Source organism: Leucobacter faecis, from assembly GCF_054456635.2.
The window spans coordinates 16,524-34,976 of the sequence record NZ_JBTJEP020000007.1; the positions used below are offsets into that span (position 1 = coordinate 16,524).

The window sequence follows — 18,453 nt, forward strand, 5'->3', positions numbered from 1 at the left end:
GCAAGAACCTGCTCCCAAATTCGTCACATTCTGGCGCATATCCAACGCTCCAGGCGACATGAGGCCCATACACACCTTGCCCGTCGACTTCCACGGTGAGCACTCGAGGCCCTGCAACGTAGCCCATTCCGCCTTTCTCAAGCACGTGGCTCACCCTCCGCTCGGGCCCAGACACCATTAGTTGATGTGCGGCGTGGCGCAGTAGCGCCAGGCAGCCTCCAGAGTGAGCTGCCGTCCGCCACACCCGTGACACCTACATGTCGATTCAGAGACAACGTCTCGCCAAGAACGTGAAGTGTTGCGGCGAGCGTGCCCACGCCAATGTTGTGCTCACCCTTCAGCCTGCGGGTGATCTCTGCTCGACTGACACCAAGCCTGCGTGCAAGTTCAGCGCGGCTCACACCACTACGCTCCAGGGCGGCTGCAATGCGCTCAGCCGCATCAATCTTGGCGGCCTCCTCAGCGTAGACAAGGTCATGCTTCGGATCGCCGCCCCTAAAAATATCTGTACTCATAACTCGTCCCCATTCCATTCCCAAAAGATGTCGAGCGCCTTGCGAACCTCCCGTGGAACCTGGCTGTCTTTTGGCTTTACACGACCGTGCGTCACATACCAGCAGGCTTGATACCGCACGACGTACAGCCGATATTTGTCGACTTTGATCTCATAGACCGTTGGGTCTTCACCCGCTGAGCTGAGCCGGCGAAAATTCTCGGGAGACTTGATTGGAATGCCATCACGCAAGTACTCCAAGTATCGCTCGTACCGCACGCGAAACCGCAGCTGTAAGGCTTGAATGAAATCAAACGCATCGCTCTTCCCCGACCTCCGGTTCATTGCGAACACCGTGTCGCAGCTTGACCACAACCTCCTAATGTGTTCACTCATAACTTAACACTCTTCCTTGGGTGTTTCGCCGGCCCCGGACTCACGCATTACCAACGAGTTTGCACCCTGCACACTTTGGGCTGTCAAGCTCCGGCACCGGGGCTGACGCCGGAGCGCTGCCGAATCGCGGAATCACCTACATTTATCCCCCGCAACGACGGAGTCACTGAATCCGCTGCCTCAACCACCAGCTCGGCGGCGCCCTCGGGCGATCGATTATCAAATATCTCGGTTTTTGATAGTGATCGAGGAGGCAGTTATCCACTCGGGTACCGGATAGCGACCGAAGGTGTCGGCTTCTGGCTCGCTTCCCTGGCAAACTGTAATCTTGATTACATGTCTAGTCATGTAGTCACGATCCGTCTCCCCGAAGCCCTCGGTGAGCGTCTTGATCTGCTCGCTAAACGCACACACCGCAGCAAAGCCTTCTACGCACGCGAAGCAATCGAACAGCACCTCGAAGACATCGAAGATGCGTACCTCGCCAGCGAGATTTCGCGCCAGGTTGCCACTGGCGAAATGCCCACTCGCGAGCTGAGTGGCCTTCGCCGCGATTTTGGAGCCGAAGGCGACCCCGACCTTTCACTGCTTGAAAACATTCAGTGAGTGACCACGCGTGGCCGGTGCGTTACACCGTCTACAAGTAAGCCAGTACATTCCACGCCTCACCTCGCCAGCCACCCTGCACGTCGAGGGAGCCGCTGAGGCCACAGCCTGCGTTCCCGACCCACCCCACGACAAGTCAGTCATTGCGGGCCGAGTCTGTGCTGGGCTCCTTTTTGAGCGTGCGGCGCCCAGCTCTCGCAGCAAACGCGTCGATCGTTTCGAGCACCGCTGGTGCTCTCCACACCGCTGGCCCCTTGTGTTCAACCTTGTAGGCAAGCACGCCCTCGTCACGAAGGTTCTTGAGATAGCGATAGACGTTTGACGGAGCGATACTGAGCGCCCGTGCGACCATCTCTGCGGTGAACGCTGGCCGCTCCAGGGCATAGTCGAGGATCTTCTGTTTCGCACTCCCCTGCCTGGCTCGTGTAGCTTCTCGCCACTGCAACGCGACTGCATCGAGTTCTTCGAGCAACATACGGCCGTTAGGCACCGCCAAGAGTGACGCTGCGGCGAACTGCTGCACGATAGGCCCGACATCACCTTCGCGGTAGGCGGCGAGCGCGCTGTGATACCCCTGCACATCGGTGAGAAGTCCTGCTGACACGGGCACCGCAACAGTTCGAGTGATGCCACTGTGGCGCAGCATCGCTTGCGCTAGCGCGCGACCAGTGCGACCATTACCGTCGCTAAACGGGTGGATCGTCTCAAACTGTGCGTGCGCAATCGACATGTGCACGAGGCCCGGCAAGTCACTGCGGCCACAGAACGCTGCGAGGTCTTGCATGAGTTCTGGCACCCGGTTCTCAGCGGGCGCCACGTAGGTTGCTCCGATTGGGCTATACGCGCTTGACCCGATCCACACCGCCTCGCCACGGTACTCCCCTGGCGTATGGCGCGGTTGATCGTACATCAGTACTCGGTGCATCTGCCGTATAGCTTCGACATCAATCGAGTCGCTGAGCTCTAGCGCAGCCATCATCGCTCTCGTATTCGCCACAATCTCAGCCGCGTTGCGGGCACCACGCCCGCCGAGTTCTGCCGTAAAGATCTGTCGGGCAGAGGCAGTGAGGTTCTCGATCTGAGACGACGACGCAGCCTCAGAACGCAGCAGGATCGGGCCAAACGCAGCCAGCCTGTAGCCGCATTCTGCGTCGAAGCGGGCGAGTTCTTGTTCCGCTTCTCGGGCAAGATTGTCAACCTCTGGTGTGACGCGAGGCACACGGTGCGCGATGAACGGCGGTACCGCAGAGAAATAGGTCGCGCCTCGCTGAGCAAGTTGCGTAGCCGCGGGGCCGACGGCGGCAAACTGCCCGCCTTCCCATACCTGTTTCTCGTGGTCAAGCGCAGGCCACGAGGGAACATCCCCTTCACCTTGCTGCATCATCGTGCCACCTCACCAATTCGTGTTTTGATAATCAAATCACAGTTCATTATCAAAACTCGCGGTTTTTGATAATAGATGGGTGGTCCGTTATCAACTCGGCGCCCGAGCACACGAGGACATAGCAACCCTTTTGCCACGTTCAGAAAACGTGTAAAAAATCGGCCCGATTTTTTACACGTTTTGTTGATGTGTAAAGGCGCTTTACACGTGCTGTGGCGACCTGCGCCTATGTTTTCGACTGAAGCCTATGGAATCGTCGCCTCTATCAGGGACAAAAGCATAGGCGCGGGTCGAAAGCATAGGCGCAGGTGAACATGATCGTTCCGGATCAGGCTCCCGCGGCCTCTGCGATGCGCTCGGCGTCGCGCACACGCAGCTGCCCGCTCATGAGCTTCGGCAGCAGCGCGTCCCGCGTCTCGGCGAGCGTGCGGTTCTCTGCTGCAGTTGAACGAACTAACGCAAACATAGAGGTTGCCTGTTCACCGAATTCCTTTAGCCACGACATGTCGGGTGCGGGCATCGCGAACCCTTCGAGTGCGCTGGCGGCAACCCGCTGTCGGCCCGAAGTTCCGATCATTCTTTGAATTGCGAACTCTCGGAACCGCGACTCTGTGGCCAGCAGGAAAGAAATTGGTGCCGCAATACTTGCGCGGCTACGCAATACGATGAACTCGGTCGAACCGACCGCAATCTCTCCGTCGTTCAACGTGTCAACGAAACCAGTCTTCCTATTCTGAAGGCATGGCGTAATTCGGGCGAGCAACGTGTCCCCGTTCGCAAACCGCGCCCCGCCCTTGGCGGGCCGCTTGTCTTGCCCCTCAATCGACCATCCGACTTCTGGCAATCGTTTCATGTCGATATACGAGGTCTCAGACGACCCTTTCGCCAGCTTCTCTTTGGGATTCAATTCGACAAAATCAGACAGTGTCGCAGACCGGTCAGTTCCTTTCAGCCACTGGGCATCAATTTGACTGCGCAAGAACGCGTCGGCGGTGGCGGCGAGGCGGGTGTTTGCCGCGATCTTGTCGTCGAGTGCGCCCAGCACCTCCGCGATCGCGCGCTGCTCCGCAAGCGATGGCAGGAGTGCTTTCACACGCTCATATTCTTCGCGACGCAGCCCAGGAACTGCACTATCTCGGCTTAGCCTGTCGAGCCCCGAAGCGGTAAGCAGGTAATAAAGAAAATGAAGGTTGGTGTCGAACGATCCTTGCGTGTAAAACGCAGTATCAATAGGGAAGCTCGATTTGCGCGCAAAGTACACGCTCCCTACGTTTCCTTTTCGCCCTATGATGACTGCATCACCTTCGACAAGTGCCGAACAGTGTGCCCCAGTAATCCCTGCGGAACTATAAACCGGCACTATTCCGGGTTCTCGTTGAGGCTCAGGAAGCGATTTGCCATACTTCAACGGCGCTACCTCACCAAGCGTTACCTCCCGCCACTCAGACATCGACACGCCCCAGCTGCTCGCGCACGACTGCGGCCAGGCGCTCCGACTCTGCGAAGTGCGCGAAGAGCTCCGTCTGCAGGCGATCGAGCTTCTCGGCGATCGGCTCGCCGTCGTCCTCGGGCTCGGGAGCCCCGACATACCGGCCGGGTGTGAGCGCGTAGTCGGCCGCCTTGATCTCGGCGAGCGTCGCCGACTTCGCGAAGCCCGCCACATCGGCGTACCCCTCGGGGCAGGCCGCAGCCGCCGCCTCAGACTCGATGCCCCGCCACGCGTGGAACGTGCCCGCTATCTTCGCGATGTCTTCATCGCTCAGTGCACGCTCGGCACGGTCGACCATGTGGCCGAGCTCGCGGGCGTCGATGAACAGCACCTCGCCCGTGCGGTCGACGGTGGGAGAGGACACGGCACCAACAGCACCGGCACCAGCTGCAGAGCCGGCACCAGCACCGCCAGCGGCCTTGTTCTTCGCGAAGAACCAGACGCACACCGGAATACCGGTCGAGCGAAACAGCTGCGTGGGCAGCGCGACCATGCACGACACCAGATCGGCTTCGACGAGCTGCGCGCGAATCGCACCTTCACCGCCCGAGTTCGACGACATCGAACCGTTCGCCATCACCACGCCCGCCGTGCCGTTAGGCGCAAGCTTCGAGATGATGTGCTGAATCCACGCGTAGTTCGCGTTGCCCGCGGGCGGCACACCAAACCGCCACCTGGCGTCGTCTTCGCTGCGCGCCCAGTCCTTAATATTGAACGGCGGGTTGGCCATGATGTAGTCGAACTGCACATCGGGGTGCAGGTCGCGCGCGAACGTGTCACCCCAACGCGACCCGAGGTTACCCGAGAGCCCGTGAATCGCGAGGTTCATTTTCGCCATGCGCCAGGTGCGTTCGTTGAGCTCTTGCCCGTACACCGAGATATCGGCGCCCTCACCGTGGTGCGCGTCAATGAACTTCTCGGCCTGCACAAACATGCCGCCCGAGCCGCACGCCGGGTCATACACGCGGCCGCTCGCCGGCTGCAGCAGCTCAACGAGCACCCGCACCACGCCCGCGGGCGTATAGAACTCGCCGCCGCGCTTACCCTCGGCCGCCGCGAACTTCTCAAGGAAGTACTCGTACACCTCACCCAGCAGGTCGCGCGCACGCCGCCCGCTCTCAGCCCCCTGCCCCTGGCCCGCAAACTTCGCCGAGTTGAACAGGTCGACGAGCTCGCCGAGCCGGCGCTGGTCGAGGTTGTCACGGTTGAAGATGCGCGGCAGCGTGCCCTCGAGCTGCCCGTTCGCGGCCATCATCGTTTCCATCGCCTCGTCGATGAGCTGCCCGATCTGCTTGTCGGGCTGGCCGTCGACCCCGGCGAGCCCCTTCGCGTGCTCGGCGAGGTACTGCCACCTGGCACGCGCGTCGACCCAGAACGCACCGTTGCCGGTGTACTCCTCGGGCTCATCGATGATGTCGGCGATCTGGTCTGCTTCGTAGCCGTCTGCGACAAGCTCTGCCCGAATCTGCTCGCGCCGCTCGTCGAACGCGTCTGACGCGTACTTCAAGAACACGAGCCCCAAGATGACGTCTTTATACTGCGACGCGTCCATCGACCCGCGCAGCTTATCGGCCGCCTTCCACAGCGTGTCTTTGAGCTCCTTCATGGTCGAGGGCGCGGCTGGCGCCCCCGCGGTCTTCTTACGAGGCGGCATGGGTGGTCCCTTCATCGGCGGGTGAGTGAGAAGTAGGTAACGTCGCGGTTGGTTCTTGTGGCGCGAGCTGCACGCCCGCAGCGGCGGCATCGATGAGTAGCCGTTCGGCCCGCTCGATGCGGGCGGCGCGTGCTTCGAGCGCCCGGTGCTCGGCCCTCAGGGTAGCAAGCACCTCAGACAGCGCGGGCGCGGTTTTGGCGTGCACTCGGCGCAGCTGCCACCCGCGCCACGGGCTGCCCGGCTGCTGCGCGGCCACGTCGGCCGCGAGCACGTCGGGGTGCAGGCCGCCATCTGGCGTGGCACGCAGCACGCGCGCCGGATACTCCACGACCGACGTTCCTTCGCGGTCCACAAGCGCGGCCGGGTGGCTGCCCGCCGTAAACACGACGTCGCCCGGCTCGGTGAGCATCGCGCGCGGGTACGCCGCCGCGAGCCGCAACGGGTCGATCGCACGCTCGCTCCCCCCGCCACGCACCTCGGCCGCACCGATCACGCGGTACCCGGCAGCCCGCCCGGTTTGATCCGGATCATGCGTGCCTGCACCCGCAATATCGCTGGGGTCGAGGCGCGCGCCGCCGAGCAGCCGCAGCGCCTTTGCATCGAGCGCCTGCTGCGCCGTCACCGCGAGCGTCTGTGTGCCGGGCGTCGCGGTCACGGGGGTGACAGGCGCGGCAGGCGCCGGGCTCACGCGGAGGGTAGCCAGCGCCGCATCGACGGCCGCGGCGAGCTCGGTGGGAGCCGGCTGCGCCGAGATCAGCGGGGCCGCCAGCGCACCGTGCGCGACGAGCGAACCGCCCTCAGCGAGCAGCCGGGACGTGCGCACCACCCGCAGGTAGCGAAACGCGTGCCCGCGCACCTGCGTGATGCTGCCAAGCATGCTCGACAGGTCAGTTGCGAGGTCGCGCATGCCGGCGTGGGTGAGGCGCGTGCCGCGCAGGTCGCCGATTGCCGAGATGCGCTCGGCGATGCCGCCCGCGCGCTGCGACCCGCCCACCAGCCACAGTGCGAGACTGTGGCGGGGCGCCGCGGGCACCCAGCCCGCTGGCAGCCGCGCGATCGCACGCACCCGGCCCGTACGCAGGAGCGCGTCGCGCGACGCCTCGCCGGGGCCCGCGAGCTCGTCGACGAGCAGGGTGTCTGGGCCGAGCACGAGCGCCGTCTGCCACTCGTCGAGCTCGATCACGAGCTCCTCGAGCGCCGCAAGCTCTGCCTGGGGTGCCAGGCCGGGCAGCCGCGCGAAGACCAGGGACGCCGGTGTCGGTGTGTCTGCTGGTTCGTGGCCATGCACGAGGAGGTACCTGGCCGCATGCCTGGCGCTGCCGTCTGTGGGCAGCGCAATACACCGCTCGGTGTCTTCGCCTGGCCCGTCGACGAGGTCACGAAACGTCGCAGCATCTGCGAGCGGGGCGCCCGCGCAAGCCAGATCGAGCATGGCGGGCGGCATCGCCTGCGTGACGAGCAGACGCAGCAGGTGCAGCGCGTCAGCGTCGAGTGCGCCCGCGGGGCCGTCGTTCGACCGATGCCGGGCCGCAGCTACTCGCCGCTTCCACGCACCCTCGGGCGAGTAGGCGGCGTCGACGAGCGCGTCGAGGTACGCGGCCCAGTCAGTGCCCTTTGGTCTGGTCGTGATCTCTGCGGCGAGCGCTCGGTCTGACCGATCGTGGGTGACCGCGAGCGTGTCGAGGTCACGGCCTGTGAGGGGTTCGCCCACCCGCACCCGCAGGGCGATGAGCGCCTCGACGAGGGCCTCGTGCTGGCCGGCCTGCGCGACCGGGTCGGTGAAGGCCGCGGCGTCTGCAACCGCGTCGGGGTTGTTGCCGTGCCCCGTGTCCACGAGCCACGCTGCCACGTCGTGCGCGTCAAACAGATCGGTGCCCTTTTCGTGGGCCTGGGGCGAAGGAAAAGGTGTGGAGCTTTGCGCGAAGCGTGATCGCCAGGCCGAAACGACGGGACGCTGCACCCGCGCAAGCTGCGCGATCTGCGAGGGCGAGATGAATTGCCCGGTGCGGTCTGTCGTGGTCATGTGTTGATCGTACTGTGATTGCTCGCTTATTTGCTTGCGAAGTATTGATAAGGGGGCTTATCGACGGTCTCGGGACAACATGGTTCGTGCCAGCTCTATTGTCGATTCATCACCCACCAGCCATCATCAATGCTAGGAGCCCCGATGTCTCTTCCTGAAAACACTCCCCCTGTGGCGACCACGCCTCAGCCCGCGGCAGCTACCCCTCCGACCGGGGCGGCGACCGGGGCAGCGACCGCACCGGCTGCGGGACCGGCTGCGGCACCGGCTAAGAAGCCTCGCAACACCATTGGCCTCGTCGCGCTCATCACCGCGATCGTCGGGTTCATCTTCGCCTGCATGCCCGGCGCGCTCATCGTCGGATGGGTGCTCTTGCCCGTCGCGTTTATTCTCTCGATCGTCTCCCTCTTCATGAAGGGTAAGGGCAAGGGCCTCGGCCTCTCAGCCCTGATCCTCTCCATCGTGGGCACCATCGTTGGGTTCGTCGTGTTCTTTGGCACGCTCGCCGCGGGCATCGATGACGCTCTCTCTGGGAGTGAAACCTCCGTCTCAGCGCCACAGGAGTCGGGCGACGAAGCGTCGACCGACGCTGCAAGCGACACCGACGAAGCGGCGGGCGCCGAGGTGGGCACCCGCGCCAACCCCGCCGCCCTCGGTAGCCTGATCGAGCAGGGTGACTGGAGCGCCACCGTCAACAGCGTGAACCTCGACGCATCGCAGGCGATCGCCGACGCAAACCAGTTCAATGAGCCTGCCCCCGAAGGCAGCGTCTACGTGCTCGTCAACATCACCGCCACCTACAACGGCACCGACGAAACCGGCACGACGCCGTTTCTCACCACCGAGTTTGTGACGAGCGGCGGCAACACGCTCAAGAGTTACGACTCGATGGTCGTCGCGCCCGAGCCGTTCGACGTGATCGGCACCCTGTACCCGGGCGCGAGCAGCACCGGCAACTTCGTGTTCACCGTGCCCGCAGCCGAGGTTGCAGGTGGCACGATCGCCGTACAGCCCGAGCTGCTCGGCGACAAGGTATTCGTCGCGGTGCAGTAGCGGTGCTACAGGCGGGCTTCGTCGCACAGACGAAGCCCGCCTGTTGCTCACCTCGCTAACCACCCCAACGTCACGCCCATATATCTACCGGAGGCTCAAGCACCCATGAACACCTCAGATATTCCTCGCTCTGACGACGACACCCCTTCGGCCGGCACGGGCGGCACGGGCAGTTCTTGCGCCCAAGATGATTTCACGATCAATGGTGTACCCGTTAAGCACCTGATGGCGGGGAACTTCATGATCGCAACGGCATTAGGACTCCCCGACGCGGGAGCACACATGGTGAGCCAGCCGACGACGCGTGCACAGAAAGAAACACCCCATGACGAACACTGAATCCCCCGAACTCTCGTCGGTGCCTTCTGGCCTGGCGGCCGGCGAAGCCGCTGTCGGCAAAGCCACGACAGGCAAAACCTCAGGGACCAAGATCGCGCTCATCGCTGGCGCATGCGCGGTAATGCTGCTCGGCACGGCAGGCGCCGGAGTTGCGTTCGTGCTGCAGCAACGCGCAGCTCAAGAACAGAGTCTCGAAGACGCCGTGACCGAGCGCAATGAGGCGTTTCAACTCGCGGCTCAGGAGTGCGGCGCTGGCGAAGGAGAGTATGAGCGTCTCGACGGCGGCGAGGGCATCGAGTTTGCTCGCGTAACCAAGATCACCGGCGCAAGCTATGACACTGTCTGGTGCTTTCTCGAGTCGCAGGGCGCTCCTGAGAGTCTCGACGTGAAGATCGGCCGCACCCGTTCCCTCGACGGCACTCGTGAGCAAGCGTGGGGCGACTTCCTAGCAACCTGGACGTACCACCCCGATGCGGGGCTGAACCTACTCGTCGAGCGGACGGATAGCCCGCCCACTCGTGAGTAAGTCTCAGACGGGCTAGACGCTGCCGAGTGATAGCGTCGAGGCAACCACGGTTGGCGAAAGACATGAGGTGATGAGCGTGACGTTGAGCATGGGCAAAGGCAACGAGTTCGTTGAAGCGACCCAGTCGCCCGAGGGCGCGGCAGCGTGGAAGCAGCAGCTCGACAAGTACGCGCCCGGCGCATCTGACTGGGTCGTGGGCGCGGTCTTTGGGGGTACCTATCAGCGTGAGGGGCTTGCCCTGCGCGACCGGCAGGTGCTCAACATGGCGGCGCTGGCCGCAATGGGCGGCACCGAACCGCAGCTCACTGGCCACATCAAAACCGCTGTCGATGTGGCCGGTATGAGCAAACAAGAGGTGGCTGAGTGCTTCGTACACCTGCTGCCTTACATCGGCGTGCCGAAGGTGCTCGCCGCGATGCGCTGCATGGATGCCGCCTTTGACGATTAACTGCGGCACGGCTGGCTGCACCACTGCTTGAGAGCGTTCAAGGAGACCACAGCAACGACACAGATACCCTATTTCCCCCGGTCACTGCTACTCTCAGAACTCAGTTGATATTTGAAAACGCAATGGAGCGCGAATGTCTGAGCCAGGAACGGGGCCTGGTTATCTCCAGCCCCCACCACAGCACATGCAGCAGCCGATGCCAACGCAGCTGCCTCCTCCACAGCTTTACCCTCCGCAAGTTCAAGAGCCAATGCCAGCTCAGCCCTCGGCGCCACGGAAGTCCATTCGAGTCACCCATCCACGTCGATGGCTCGTTGGTATGGTCTGCTCCACTGTCGCAGCGCTTCTGCTTGCGGCAGCGGCAGGTGGCTGGTGGGCCGCTAGTTCGCTGGTCGTCGCATCACATGAGACCAGCAAGGCCACGGCGTCAGACAGCACGAGTGCGGACACAGAGGGTCTCACCGACATCTCGATGCTCCAGATGCCCGACGTGCGAGGGCTCACTGAGGCAACCGCACAGCAGGTTCTCGCCGACTCTGGGATTCCAGTGGATGCGATCACCCTTTATGACGCTCCCTCAGTAGTTGCCACTGGCATTGTTGCCGAGCAAGAGCCCGCGTTTGGCTCGTCTAACCTTACGAGCGTCAGACTTGGCATCGCTGTGCCCGTCACAATGCCGAAGCTTTCGGGTAAAACGCAACCGGAAGCTACAGAGATCCTCTCAGGTTTTGGCGCGAGTGTGTCGCTTGAGCTGCGCTATGCGCACGGTGTTACAGCCGGCACCGTCATCGATACCGAGCCAGCAATCGGCAAACCCCTGGGTCAAGAAGCGCGGCTCGTGGTCGCCACGGATGGCTCCACTCTGCCCCTCACAGAGCTTCGCCCTCTCACAGGACGATGTGACAACAATTCAAACATCTCGGTCAACGGCAAGTCATACACGACCGCCCTCCTTTGCTATGGCGAAGTGGACGAAACTTCGACGACTACCTGGACGTTCTCGAAGACCGCCGATCGGTTTACGGCGACGGTAGGGATTTCAGACGACAGCGTCCCCGGGGCGAAGATCCCCTATGAAGTGCTTGTCGATGGACAGATAGCCCAAAAGGGAGTTGCGGGTTATGGCTCATCCACCGACATCGACCTAGACGTGACCGATGCGATCCAGCTTGCCCTTCGCGTGGGGCCTACTTCCATCAGCGACGCCGAGGTAGCGTTTGCTGACGCTATCGTCTATGGCTCTGACGATGCAATTGCAAGGCTGGTGCAGTCACAATGATCCACAAGATCATCACGCTCCTGACCCTTATCTCCCTCGTTCTTGGCGTCTTCTCCTCGCCAGTGGCACACCCCACTACACCGAAATCACAACAGGCGGAGCTTGTGGCAGAGCAGCCAGATTCAGCGGGCGAGTCTCCCCTCATCATGGTGCTCGACCTCTCGGGGTCGATGAACGAAGAAGATGGCACGGGCCTCATCAAACTCACGGGTGCGAAGAAGGCCGTTAGTAACGCAATCCGTAGCCTTCCGGCCGCTCAACCTTTTGGATTGTGGCAGTACCCCGGGGGCACGAGCGACTGCTCAGCAGGCTCTTTCGAGATCACGCCAGCAAAAATCACCGACCTTGCAGGCACTATCAGGCAAGTTGACTCACTCATTGCAGAAGGTGGCACTCCCACGGGGCCAGCTTTACAGGCCACCGTTGACCAGCTGAAATCAACCGGCACGACTCAGGCAACACTCGTGCTCGTGTCTGACGGCGAAAGCAACTGCGGTGAGCCCCCCTGCGCAGTGACCGAACAGATCATAGAAGACGGGTTTGACGTGACAGTGCATGCTGTTGGCTTTCGCGTTTCAGAGGCAGGGCGCGAAGAACTCGACTGCATCGCATCGGTGACCGGTGGAAAGTATGTCGATGTTGACGACAGTGATGAACTGAATAACGAGATCCGCGATATGACGCGCGCGAAGTTACACATCGAAGTCGCTGAAACTCTTAGTTTCGCGGGTATCCCCGCACGAATCACCGCAACAGTTACAAATGTCACTCCCATTAGTGCGAGCGATACTCGACTCTCGCTCGATCTCGAAGCCGGGACTCCCGTAAACCTAAACACCCTCCTCAGGCTTGGCAATATTCGTGGCGCATCATCAATAACGAAATCCTGGATCGTCGGTGACACTGAAACTTCACTAGACTTGCAACATCTCGAAGGCAGCCCCGGAAAGAACCCGCAGGGACGCAAGTTCACTGTGCACGCGTGGGCGACAAACGCCGATCGAGTTTCAGCGCAGGGCATAGTAGGTTTCGCAGCTTCGAGCGGCGACAAGGGTAAATTAGGATCGTACCTTGGCGATTTTCTGCGCACTCCGGTCGAGGACGGGCACCCCCTCGTGATTTTGGGTGATTCCTATTCGTCGGGCGAAGGGGCTTACAACTATACGAATCCCCCAAAGGACGTCTCGCAAGACTGCCATCGCAGCACAGCCACATATTTAGTGCCCGACTTCAGGCCAGATCAGATTGTGAATTTGGCCTGCTCGGGGGCTGTGAGCGAAGATCTTACGAACCCAAGCCACAAACACAAAGCACCTCCACAACTCACGCAGCTCGACCGATTGAAGAAGGCCCCCGCTGGCGTGATCATGAGCATCGGTGGCAACGATTTCAAATTTTCAGACATCATCACCCAATGCGTGATAGGTAACTGCGACAAGAACGCCGAACAAATTTCCGGATGGTTTTCGAATGCTAAGGCGCTGCGTGAGAAGCTCTCGCCTGTGTACCAGGAGACATGGAAGAGGATTAACACTCCCGAACGCATGACGCAGCGCGGTGGTGCGACAGCGCCCGTAGTGGTGGTCGCCTACCCAAACCTGACCCATGCCTCCCGCCTTGGCGCCTGCGGAACGGTTAGGTTTCATGAAGCCACGGTTTGGCACGTCTTGGGTCCGGGCGAGGTGAAGGTGGCGAACCAGCTCGCGGCGCACTTGAATGCTGCACTTAAAGCAGCTGTAGCCGACGCTCGCAACAACGGGTACGAAGTGTACTTTGTCAGCGATACCGCTGACGCTATGTTGCCGAATCATTCCCTCTGCGCTGGACAAGAAAGTTATATCAATGGTGTAGAGCTTTTGGGCAAAAAGCCTTCACCAGAATCGATGCACCCTAATGTCGCCGGATACCGCGCGACAAGCGGGGCAATCATCAACTGGTCTCGGACCGTGAAAACTTTCTCCCCCGATGAAGCGAAGCAACAACTGGACGAACAGAGAAGACGAGAAAAGTCGGGGATCGTCGCGAATTCACAACGACTTTTTGTGCCCCCAGCTCCACAGGTAAGCCTCGACAGCGCAGCATCGGGTTTCAAGCCGAGCGCTACTGGCCTCTTCATGAACGGCGCACCTGTGAACGTGTCTGGCGAAGGGTACGCGCCCTTTACCCCGGTGATCATCTCGCTTCACTCCAATCCAACGCTGTTGGGCGGGCTCACTGCCGACGAACAGGGACGCATCGAAGGCCAGGTGCGCGTCCCATGGGAAATGGAGCTCGGCCGCCACGATCTCGTCGCCTCGGGCACGAACGAGGACGGCAGCTACCGCGAGACACGCCTGCCCATATCAGTAATCTCGACACCACCAGTATGGGTGCAGCTTGCGCCCTTCGGGGTGGGTGCGCTTCTTCTCGGCGCGATGGTGATGCTATTTTTCTGGCGTCGCACCCTGCGTCGTCACTCTGCTCAGGGGATGAACCCGAGCCAGCAACGTTGAGACGCCAAGGATTGTAACCACCGGACGGGGGCCGGATCCTGCCCGATCCGGCCCCGCGCCTAGCCCAGCAGGCCTAGCCCGCTAGTACCTAAACGTCGCGAGCCCGTCGCCGTCTGGCTCGCTGAGCGTGCGCAGCGTGCCCGACGAAGCGAGCGTCGCGATGAGCGCGCGGTTCGCGTGCGCACGCAGTTCGGGGTCAGCGATGCGCGCATCGTCACGCGGCAGGTAGAGCGTGTCGACTCGGCCTTCACCCGCCGCCTGCGCGATCTCGACGAGGTCGAACGCGCCCTTGCCGTTGTGGGCGAGGGAGCGGGCGCGATCCTGCTCTTCAGCCTCGTGCGCGCGGTCGTTGTCGCGCAGCAGATGCCAGGCGGCCGAGCGCAGGTCGTCGGGCAGTGCGTGCTCGGGGTTGCCCGCGATCGCCTCGCCAAAGATCGCGGGGTAGTCGCAGGCCTGCTTGAACAGCGGCAGGTATTCGGCGACGGCAGCGAGCACGAGCGGCTGCGAACGCGCCGTGCCCAGCCGCGCCCCGACAGCCTTGCCGACCGCGTGAATGTACTTCTCGATGAGCAGCTGCTGCAGGTCGCCGGTGTGCCCGTTCGAGTAGGGGGCATTGGCGCCCGGGCCCGCCGACCGCACGTCGATCGTGCGCTCGGGCAGCTCTTCAACAACCTCGTCGAACGACGCCGGAATGTTCTCGAGCGGCAGCTCCTCGACCGTGTTGCGGGTCGCGTCGAACAGGCGCACCGCGCCCTTCGCGAGCGCGAGAATGTAGGTCTTGCGGTCGCTCGCGAGCACCGGGGCGAGCGGCAGCATGTTGAAACTGTCTGCGACGGTGAGGCTCTCGTGCACCGCGATCGGAATGCGCACCGCGTGGCAGAACCCCTCGGCTACGAAGATGATGAGCCCGCGGCTCTGCAGCCGCCAGTACGACGTGTCGGCTGCGATCTCGGCAACCGGCGCGAGCATGCTCGCGGCGTCAGCTTCGCTCACGCCGGCCGATTTGAGATGCGCGCGGGCGTCGCGCACCTGGTTCTTCAGGGTGAGCGCGCCGATGTTCGCCTGCGCGCCTGTCACGTCGGTCGGCACGGTGAGTGTCAGCTTGGGGCCCGCCTCGGCCCCGCGCCGAAACACGATGTCGAAGTCGAGGGCGTCGACGATTCCCTGGGACGTGTGTGTCATGTAATGCACCTTTCCGCGTGAAATACGACGGGGGTCGCCCACTACGGGGACCCCTGTGTCCCCAGCCTGCAGCGTGAGGCCTGGTGCCTCCCAATACTCCCAGGGATCCGGATCACTGCACAAGGCCTACCGCGCTTTGGGGCTCTTGGAGCGTTGGCTTCAGCCGCTCGCGCTCGCGTCTCTTTCATCAGCGGTAAGTTTCTCGGCTTGTGCAACGATGCTGCGGCTCATAGTACGAAATATGAGACCGTGGAATGGCAGCATGCTGAACCAGTAGAGCCTGCCCGCAAGACCCTGGGGGATGAAGGTTGCGCGTTGCCAGTACCTCGTCTCGTCTTTTTCGGCTTCAACGCCGAACTCAAGCCAGGCCTGACCGGGCACTCGCATTTCGGCTCTGAGCCTGAGTAGCTTGTTAGGGATCACTTGCTCAACTCGCCACACATCGACGGCGTCACCCGCCCTGAGATTTACGCGTGAGCGCCGACCCCGTTTGAGCCCGACCCCGCCCTGAAGCCGATCGATGACACCCCGCAGCGACCAGAGCAGCTGAGGTGAGTGCCACCCCTGTGCGCCCCCGATTTGTGAAATCACAGACCACACATCCTCTGCAGCCGCGCGTGAGTGCTGGGTACGCTCGTCGGTGAAAACCGTTCGGCCTGACCAGCCCGGGTCACTCGGCAACAGGTCACTCGGTAACGGCTCGCTCGATGCTCTCGGCACCCGGGCGTCGACCCAGCTCGTCTCGACGGAATCCCCTTCGATACGGCCGAGCGCAAACTTCACTGCTCGTCGGTACGGGGTGAGGCCAGGCTCTGGTCGCTCGATCCACTGGTCGACATCGTGTTCGAGCATCACACAGTCGTGCTGCAATGACTCGACGAGCGGGCGGGCAATCTGGCGTGGCACCGGCGTTACAAGCCCCACCCAGTGAGAGGCGAGCCGCGGTGTGAGGACAGGCAACGAGGCGATGTGCCGCTGTGGGAGCCCGGCTTCGAGTGCGTACCCGTTCATCATTTGGCCGTACCGCAGCACGTCGGGCCCACCAATGTCTAACGTTCTGTTCAAGTCATCTGGTATTCGAGCCGCAGCAAGCAAATAGTAGAGCACGTCACGGATCGCAATGGGTTGGATAAAGTTGCGCACCCATCGTGGCGCAGGCATGTACGGCAGCACCTCTGTAAGGTGGCGCACCATCTCGAAAGAAGCCGACCCTGAGCCGATGATTACACCGGCTTGCAGCACGATTGTGGAGACACCCGAGCAAAGAAAGATGTCACCAACCTCGACACGTGAAGCGAGGTGCTCTGAGAGTTCACCGTCTCGCGGGTGCAATCCGCCCAGGTAGATCGCCCGTTGCACGTGAGCGCTCGCAGCTTCGCCGATGACATTACGAGCAATCATCCGATCTGCGTGTGCGAACTCCTTGCCCGCAGTCATGGAATGGACAAGAAAGTAGAGCGTGTCTACGCCGCGCAAGGCCTGGCGCACTGCGGCAGAATCAGCTGCATCTCCAACCCTGATCTCGACTTGCGACGCCCAGGGCATCCCAGCAGCACGGTCACGGTCTCGTGTCAGCACTCGCACTCGGTAACCCGCCGCAAGTAGCCTGGGTACGAGCCTGCCGCCGACGTAGCCAGTTGCTCCAAACACGAGCACGAGCGGCGCAACCCCACCGAGGGAATTCGCACGCAATGCTCGTTCTTGACCTGTCGGAAAGCTGAGGTCAGCCTCTTCTGCAACTCCAGAAGTTGGCTGCGGCTTCATTCGTTCCATACTGACACCCCTTAGCTTCGACTCGACAGGCTGAACTAATCCGTTGTTGGAGGTTTTACTGCGTTCCAGGCTGCCCGATCGCCGACTATGCCCCGAGTAACCTCGTCAAGGAATCGGGCGACCACTAGTCTCTCTGCGCTCGAGAGCTGCGCAGCAGCGTTGAACCGCCTCGCCTGCTGGCGGCCCACCGATCTCTGTACGAGCGCGCGGGTGGCGGGCGACACTTCAATCTGAATGCCTCTGCGGTCGTGTGGATGGAGCGATCGAGACAGGTGCTCTGCCCGCTCGAGTTTATTGAGCAGCTTCGTAATCGAGGCCGCCGAAACCCGTAGGTAATCGGCCAGCATGCTAGGTGAGACGATGCGGTCCCCCTGCTGCTCAGAAACAACAAACTGCAGCGCCCGCATATCTTGTGCAGACACGCCGAGCGCGACGCGCGCTGATTCAGTCAGAGTGCGCTCTGCATTGCGCAGATGCGCGAGCCCGTTCACTACTTGGAGAACTTCTTCTACCTGCTCCTGCGACATGCCGGGAACTTCGAGTTCCTCGTTCTCTGCCGACGCATGCACGAGGCGGTCAACGCCTTGTTCACTGTGTGAATCATTCGCATCTGCACCGAACGTGTTCATGCTCGAGCCCCCGAAACAGTCAGTTGGAAGTGCATCATTTACTTTCCTTTGGTTTACTATAGCCTAAAGTCAATGAAATATTGAAGGCGCGCAGCCGTCTCAACAACGCTTGGAGGATCAATGCCACTAGCAGAACGCGTCGTGCTGCTCGACAAGGACGGCAGCCCGATAGGCGAACGAGCGAAGAGCGACGTACACACAACTGCGACTCCACTCCATTTGGCATTTTCTTGCTATCTATTCAACGATCAGGGTGAACTGCTGATGACTCGCCGGGCCATTTCGAAGCAGACCTGGCCGGGGGTCTGGACGAACAGCTTCTGCGGACACCCGGCGCCCGAGGAGAAATTCGAAGACGCCATCAAGAGACGTGCAGCCCAAGAGCTGGGCACCACAGTCAAAGATATCCGGTGTGAGCTACCGAAATTCTCTTACCGGGCAGTGGACGCCTCAGGGATCGTGGAGAACGAGGTGTGCCCCGTATTCTCCGCCCGAATTGAGGGGTCACTCAGACCGTGCAGCAGCGAGGTGAGCGAGTGGGCCTGGGTCCGTCCCGAAGCACTCGCCACAGCGCTCCCACTGACGCCGTTTGCATTCAGCCCCTGGCTGCGTGAGCAGCTTCCGCAGCTGCATGCCCGGGGGCTTTGGGGAAAGGGCAGCATCGATGCTTGACACACAGTTTCGTGG

At 61.9% G+C, this 18,453-nt stretch carries 17 protein-coding genes; 8 read left to right on the forward strand and 9 right to left on the reverse strand.

What is annotated here, in order from left to right; genetic code table 11:
- Positions 1-137: 137 nt before the first annotated feature.
- Both ACXR2T_RS07320 and ACXR2T_RS07325 read right to left on the reverse strand, forming a co-directional pair.
- Positions 138-515, reverse strand: a complete 378-nt coding sequence (locus tag ACXR2T_RS07320; RefSeq protein ID WP_458840147.1) for a helix-turn-helix domain-containing protein — start codon at positions 513-515, stop codon at positions 138-140.
- Positions 512-889 carry a hypothetical protein gene (locus ACXR2T_RS07325; RefSeq protein WP_458840149.1) on the reverse strand — a complete coding sequence of 126 codons (378 nt, stop codon included), beginning with the start codon at positions 887-889 and terminating at the stop codon, positions 512-514. Before ACXR2T_RS07325 ends, ACXR2T_RS07320 begins: the two co-directional genes overlap by 4 nt.
- Before the next feature lie 336 nt (positions 890-1,225).
- Here ACXR2T_RS07325 and relB point away from each other — a divergent pair, with 336 nt between their 5' ends.
- Positions 1,226-1,495, forward strand: coding sequence for a type II toxin-antitoxin system RelB family antitoxin (gene relB / locus ACXR2T_RS07330; protein WP_458816430.1), 270 nt, complete (start codon positions 1,226-1,228; stop codon positions 1,493-1,495).
- A gap of 136 nt (positions 1,496-1,631) precedes the next feature.
- On the opposite strand, the gene ACXR2T_RS07335 is transcribed toward relB, so the two are convergent.
- The 4 genes from ACXR2T_RS07335 to ACXR2T_RS07350 form a co-directional block, all read right to left on the reverse strand.
- Entirely contained in the window at positions 1,632-2,879 is a 1,248-nt protein-coding gene (locus ACXR2T_RS07335; protein ID WP_458840151.1) for a Fic family protein, read from the reverse strand.
- A gap of 328 nt (positions 2,880-3,207) precedes the next feature.
- The gene (locus tag ACXR2T_RS07340) at positions 3,208-4,329 is read right to left on the reverse strand and encodes a restriction endonuclease subunit S (RefSeq protein WP_458840188.1); all 1,122 of its coding nucleotides are present in this window, start codon (positions 4,327-4,329) and stop codon (positions 3,208-3,210) included.
- Entirely contained in the window at positions 4,322-6,022 is a 1,701-nt protein-coding gene (locus ACXR2T_RS07345; protein ID WP_458840152.1) for a class I SAM-dependent DNA methyltransferase, read from the reverse strand. The genes ACXR2T_RS07340 and ACXR2T_RS07345 overlap by 8 nt, the downstream gene beginning before the upstream one ends.
- The gene (locus tag ACXR2T_RS07350) at positions 6,009-8,045 is read right to left on the reverse strand and encodes a hypothetical protein (protein ID WP_458840154.1); all 2,037 of its coding nucleotides are present in this window, start codon (positions 8,043-8,045) and stop codon (positions 6,009-6,011) included. Before ACXR2T_RS07350 ends, ACXR2T_RS07345 begins: the two co-directional genes overlap by 14 nt.
- A gap of 144 nt (positions 8,046-8,189) precedes the next feature.
- Here ACXR2T_RS07350 and ACXR2T_RS07355 point away from each other — a divergent pair, with 144 nt between their 5' ends.
- The 6 genes from ACXR2T_RS07355 to ACXR2T_RS07380 all read left to right on the forward strand — a co-directional run bounded on the left by ACXR2T_RS07355 (position 8,190) and on the right by ACXR2T_RS07380 (position 14,182).
- Positions 8,190-9,098, forward strand: a complete 909-nt coding sequence (locus ACXR2T_RS07355) for a DUF308 domain-containing protein (RefSeq protein ID WP_458816419.1) — start codon at positions 8,190-8,192, stop codon at positions 9,096-9,098.
- A gap of 105 nt (positions 9,099-9,203) precedes the next feature.
- Positions 9,204-9,437 carry a hypothetical protein gene (locus ACXR2T_RS07360; protein WP_458840155.1) on the forward strand — a complete coding sequence of 78 codons (234 nt, stop codon included), beginning with the start codon at positions 9,204-9,206 and terminating at the stop codon, positions 9,435-9,437.
- On the forward strand, positions 9,424-9,963 hold the full coding sequence (locus tag ACXR2T_RS07365; protein WP_458840157.1) for a flagellar basal body-associated FliL family protein: 540 nt from the start codon (positions 9,424-9,426) through the stop codon (positions 9,961-9,963). The genes ACXR2T_RS07360 and ACXR2T_RS07365 overlap by 14 nt, the downstream gene beginning before the upstream one ends.
- A 70-nt stretch (positions 9,964-10,033) precedes the next feature.
- Complete coding sequence (locus tag ACXR2T_RS07370; protein WP_458840158.1) at positions 10,034-10,411, forward strand: carboxymuconolactone decarboxylase family protein; 378 nt, start codon at positions 10,034-10,036, stop codon at positions 10,409-10,411.
- 319 nt (positions 10,412-10,730) lie between these two features.
- Positions 10,731-11,690 (forward strand): PASTA domain-containing protein, encoded by a 960-nt coding sequence (locus tag ACXR2T_RS07375; protein ID WP_458840160.1) that lies wholly within the window; start codon positions 10,731-10,733, stop codon positions 11,688-11,690.
- Positions 11,687-14,182, forward strand: coding sequence for a GDSL-type esterase/lipase family protein (locus ACXR2T_RS07380; protein WP_458840162.1), 2,496 nt, complete (start codon positions 11,687-11,689; stop codon positions 14,180-14,182). The genes ACXR2T_RS07375 and ACXR2T_RS07380 overlap by 4 nt, the downstream gene beginning before the upstream one ends.
- 81 nt (positions 14,183-14,263) lie before the next feature.
- On the opposite strand, the gene ACXR2T_RS07385 is transcribed toward ACXR2T_RS07380, so the two are convergent.
- The 3 genes from ACXR2T_RS07385 to ACXR2T_RS07395 all read right to left on the reverse strand — a co-directional run bounded on the left by ACXR2T_RS07385 (position 14,264) and on the right by ACXR2T_RS07395 (position 17,766).
- Positions 14,264-15,364, reverse strand: coding sequence for a baeRF3 domain-containing protein (locus ACXR2T_RS07385; protein ID WP_458840164.1), 1,101 nt, complete (start codon positions 15,362-15,364; stop codon positions 14,264-14,266).
- 159 nt (positions 15,365-15,523) lie between these two features.
- Positions 15,524-17,137, reverse strand: coding sequence for an SDR family oxidoreductase (locus ACXR2T_RS07390; RefSeq protein ID WP_458840166.1), 1,614 nt, complete (start codon positions 17,135-17,137; stop codon positions 15,524-15,526).
- Between the two features lie 35 nt (positions 17,138-17,172).
- Positions 17,173-17,766 (reverse strand): MarR family winged helix-turn-helix transcriptional regulator, encoded by a 594-nt coding sequence (locus ACXR2T_RS07395; RefSeq protein WP_458816393.1) that lies wholly within the window; start codon positions 17,764-17,766, stop codon positions 17,173-17,175.
- Between the two features lie 120 nt (positions 17,767-17,886).
- Here ACXR2T_RS07395 and idi point away from each other — a divergent pair, with 120 nt between their 5' ends.
- Positions 17,887-18,438, forward strand: coding sequence for an isopentenyl-diphosphate Delta-isomerase (idi, locus tag ACXR2T_RS07400; protein WP_458840168.1), 552 nt, complete (start codon positions 17,887-17,889; stop codon positions 18,436-18,438).
- Positions 18,439-18,453 lie beyond the last annotated feature (15 nt).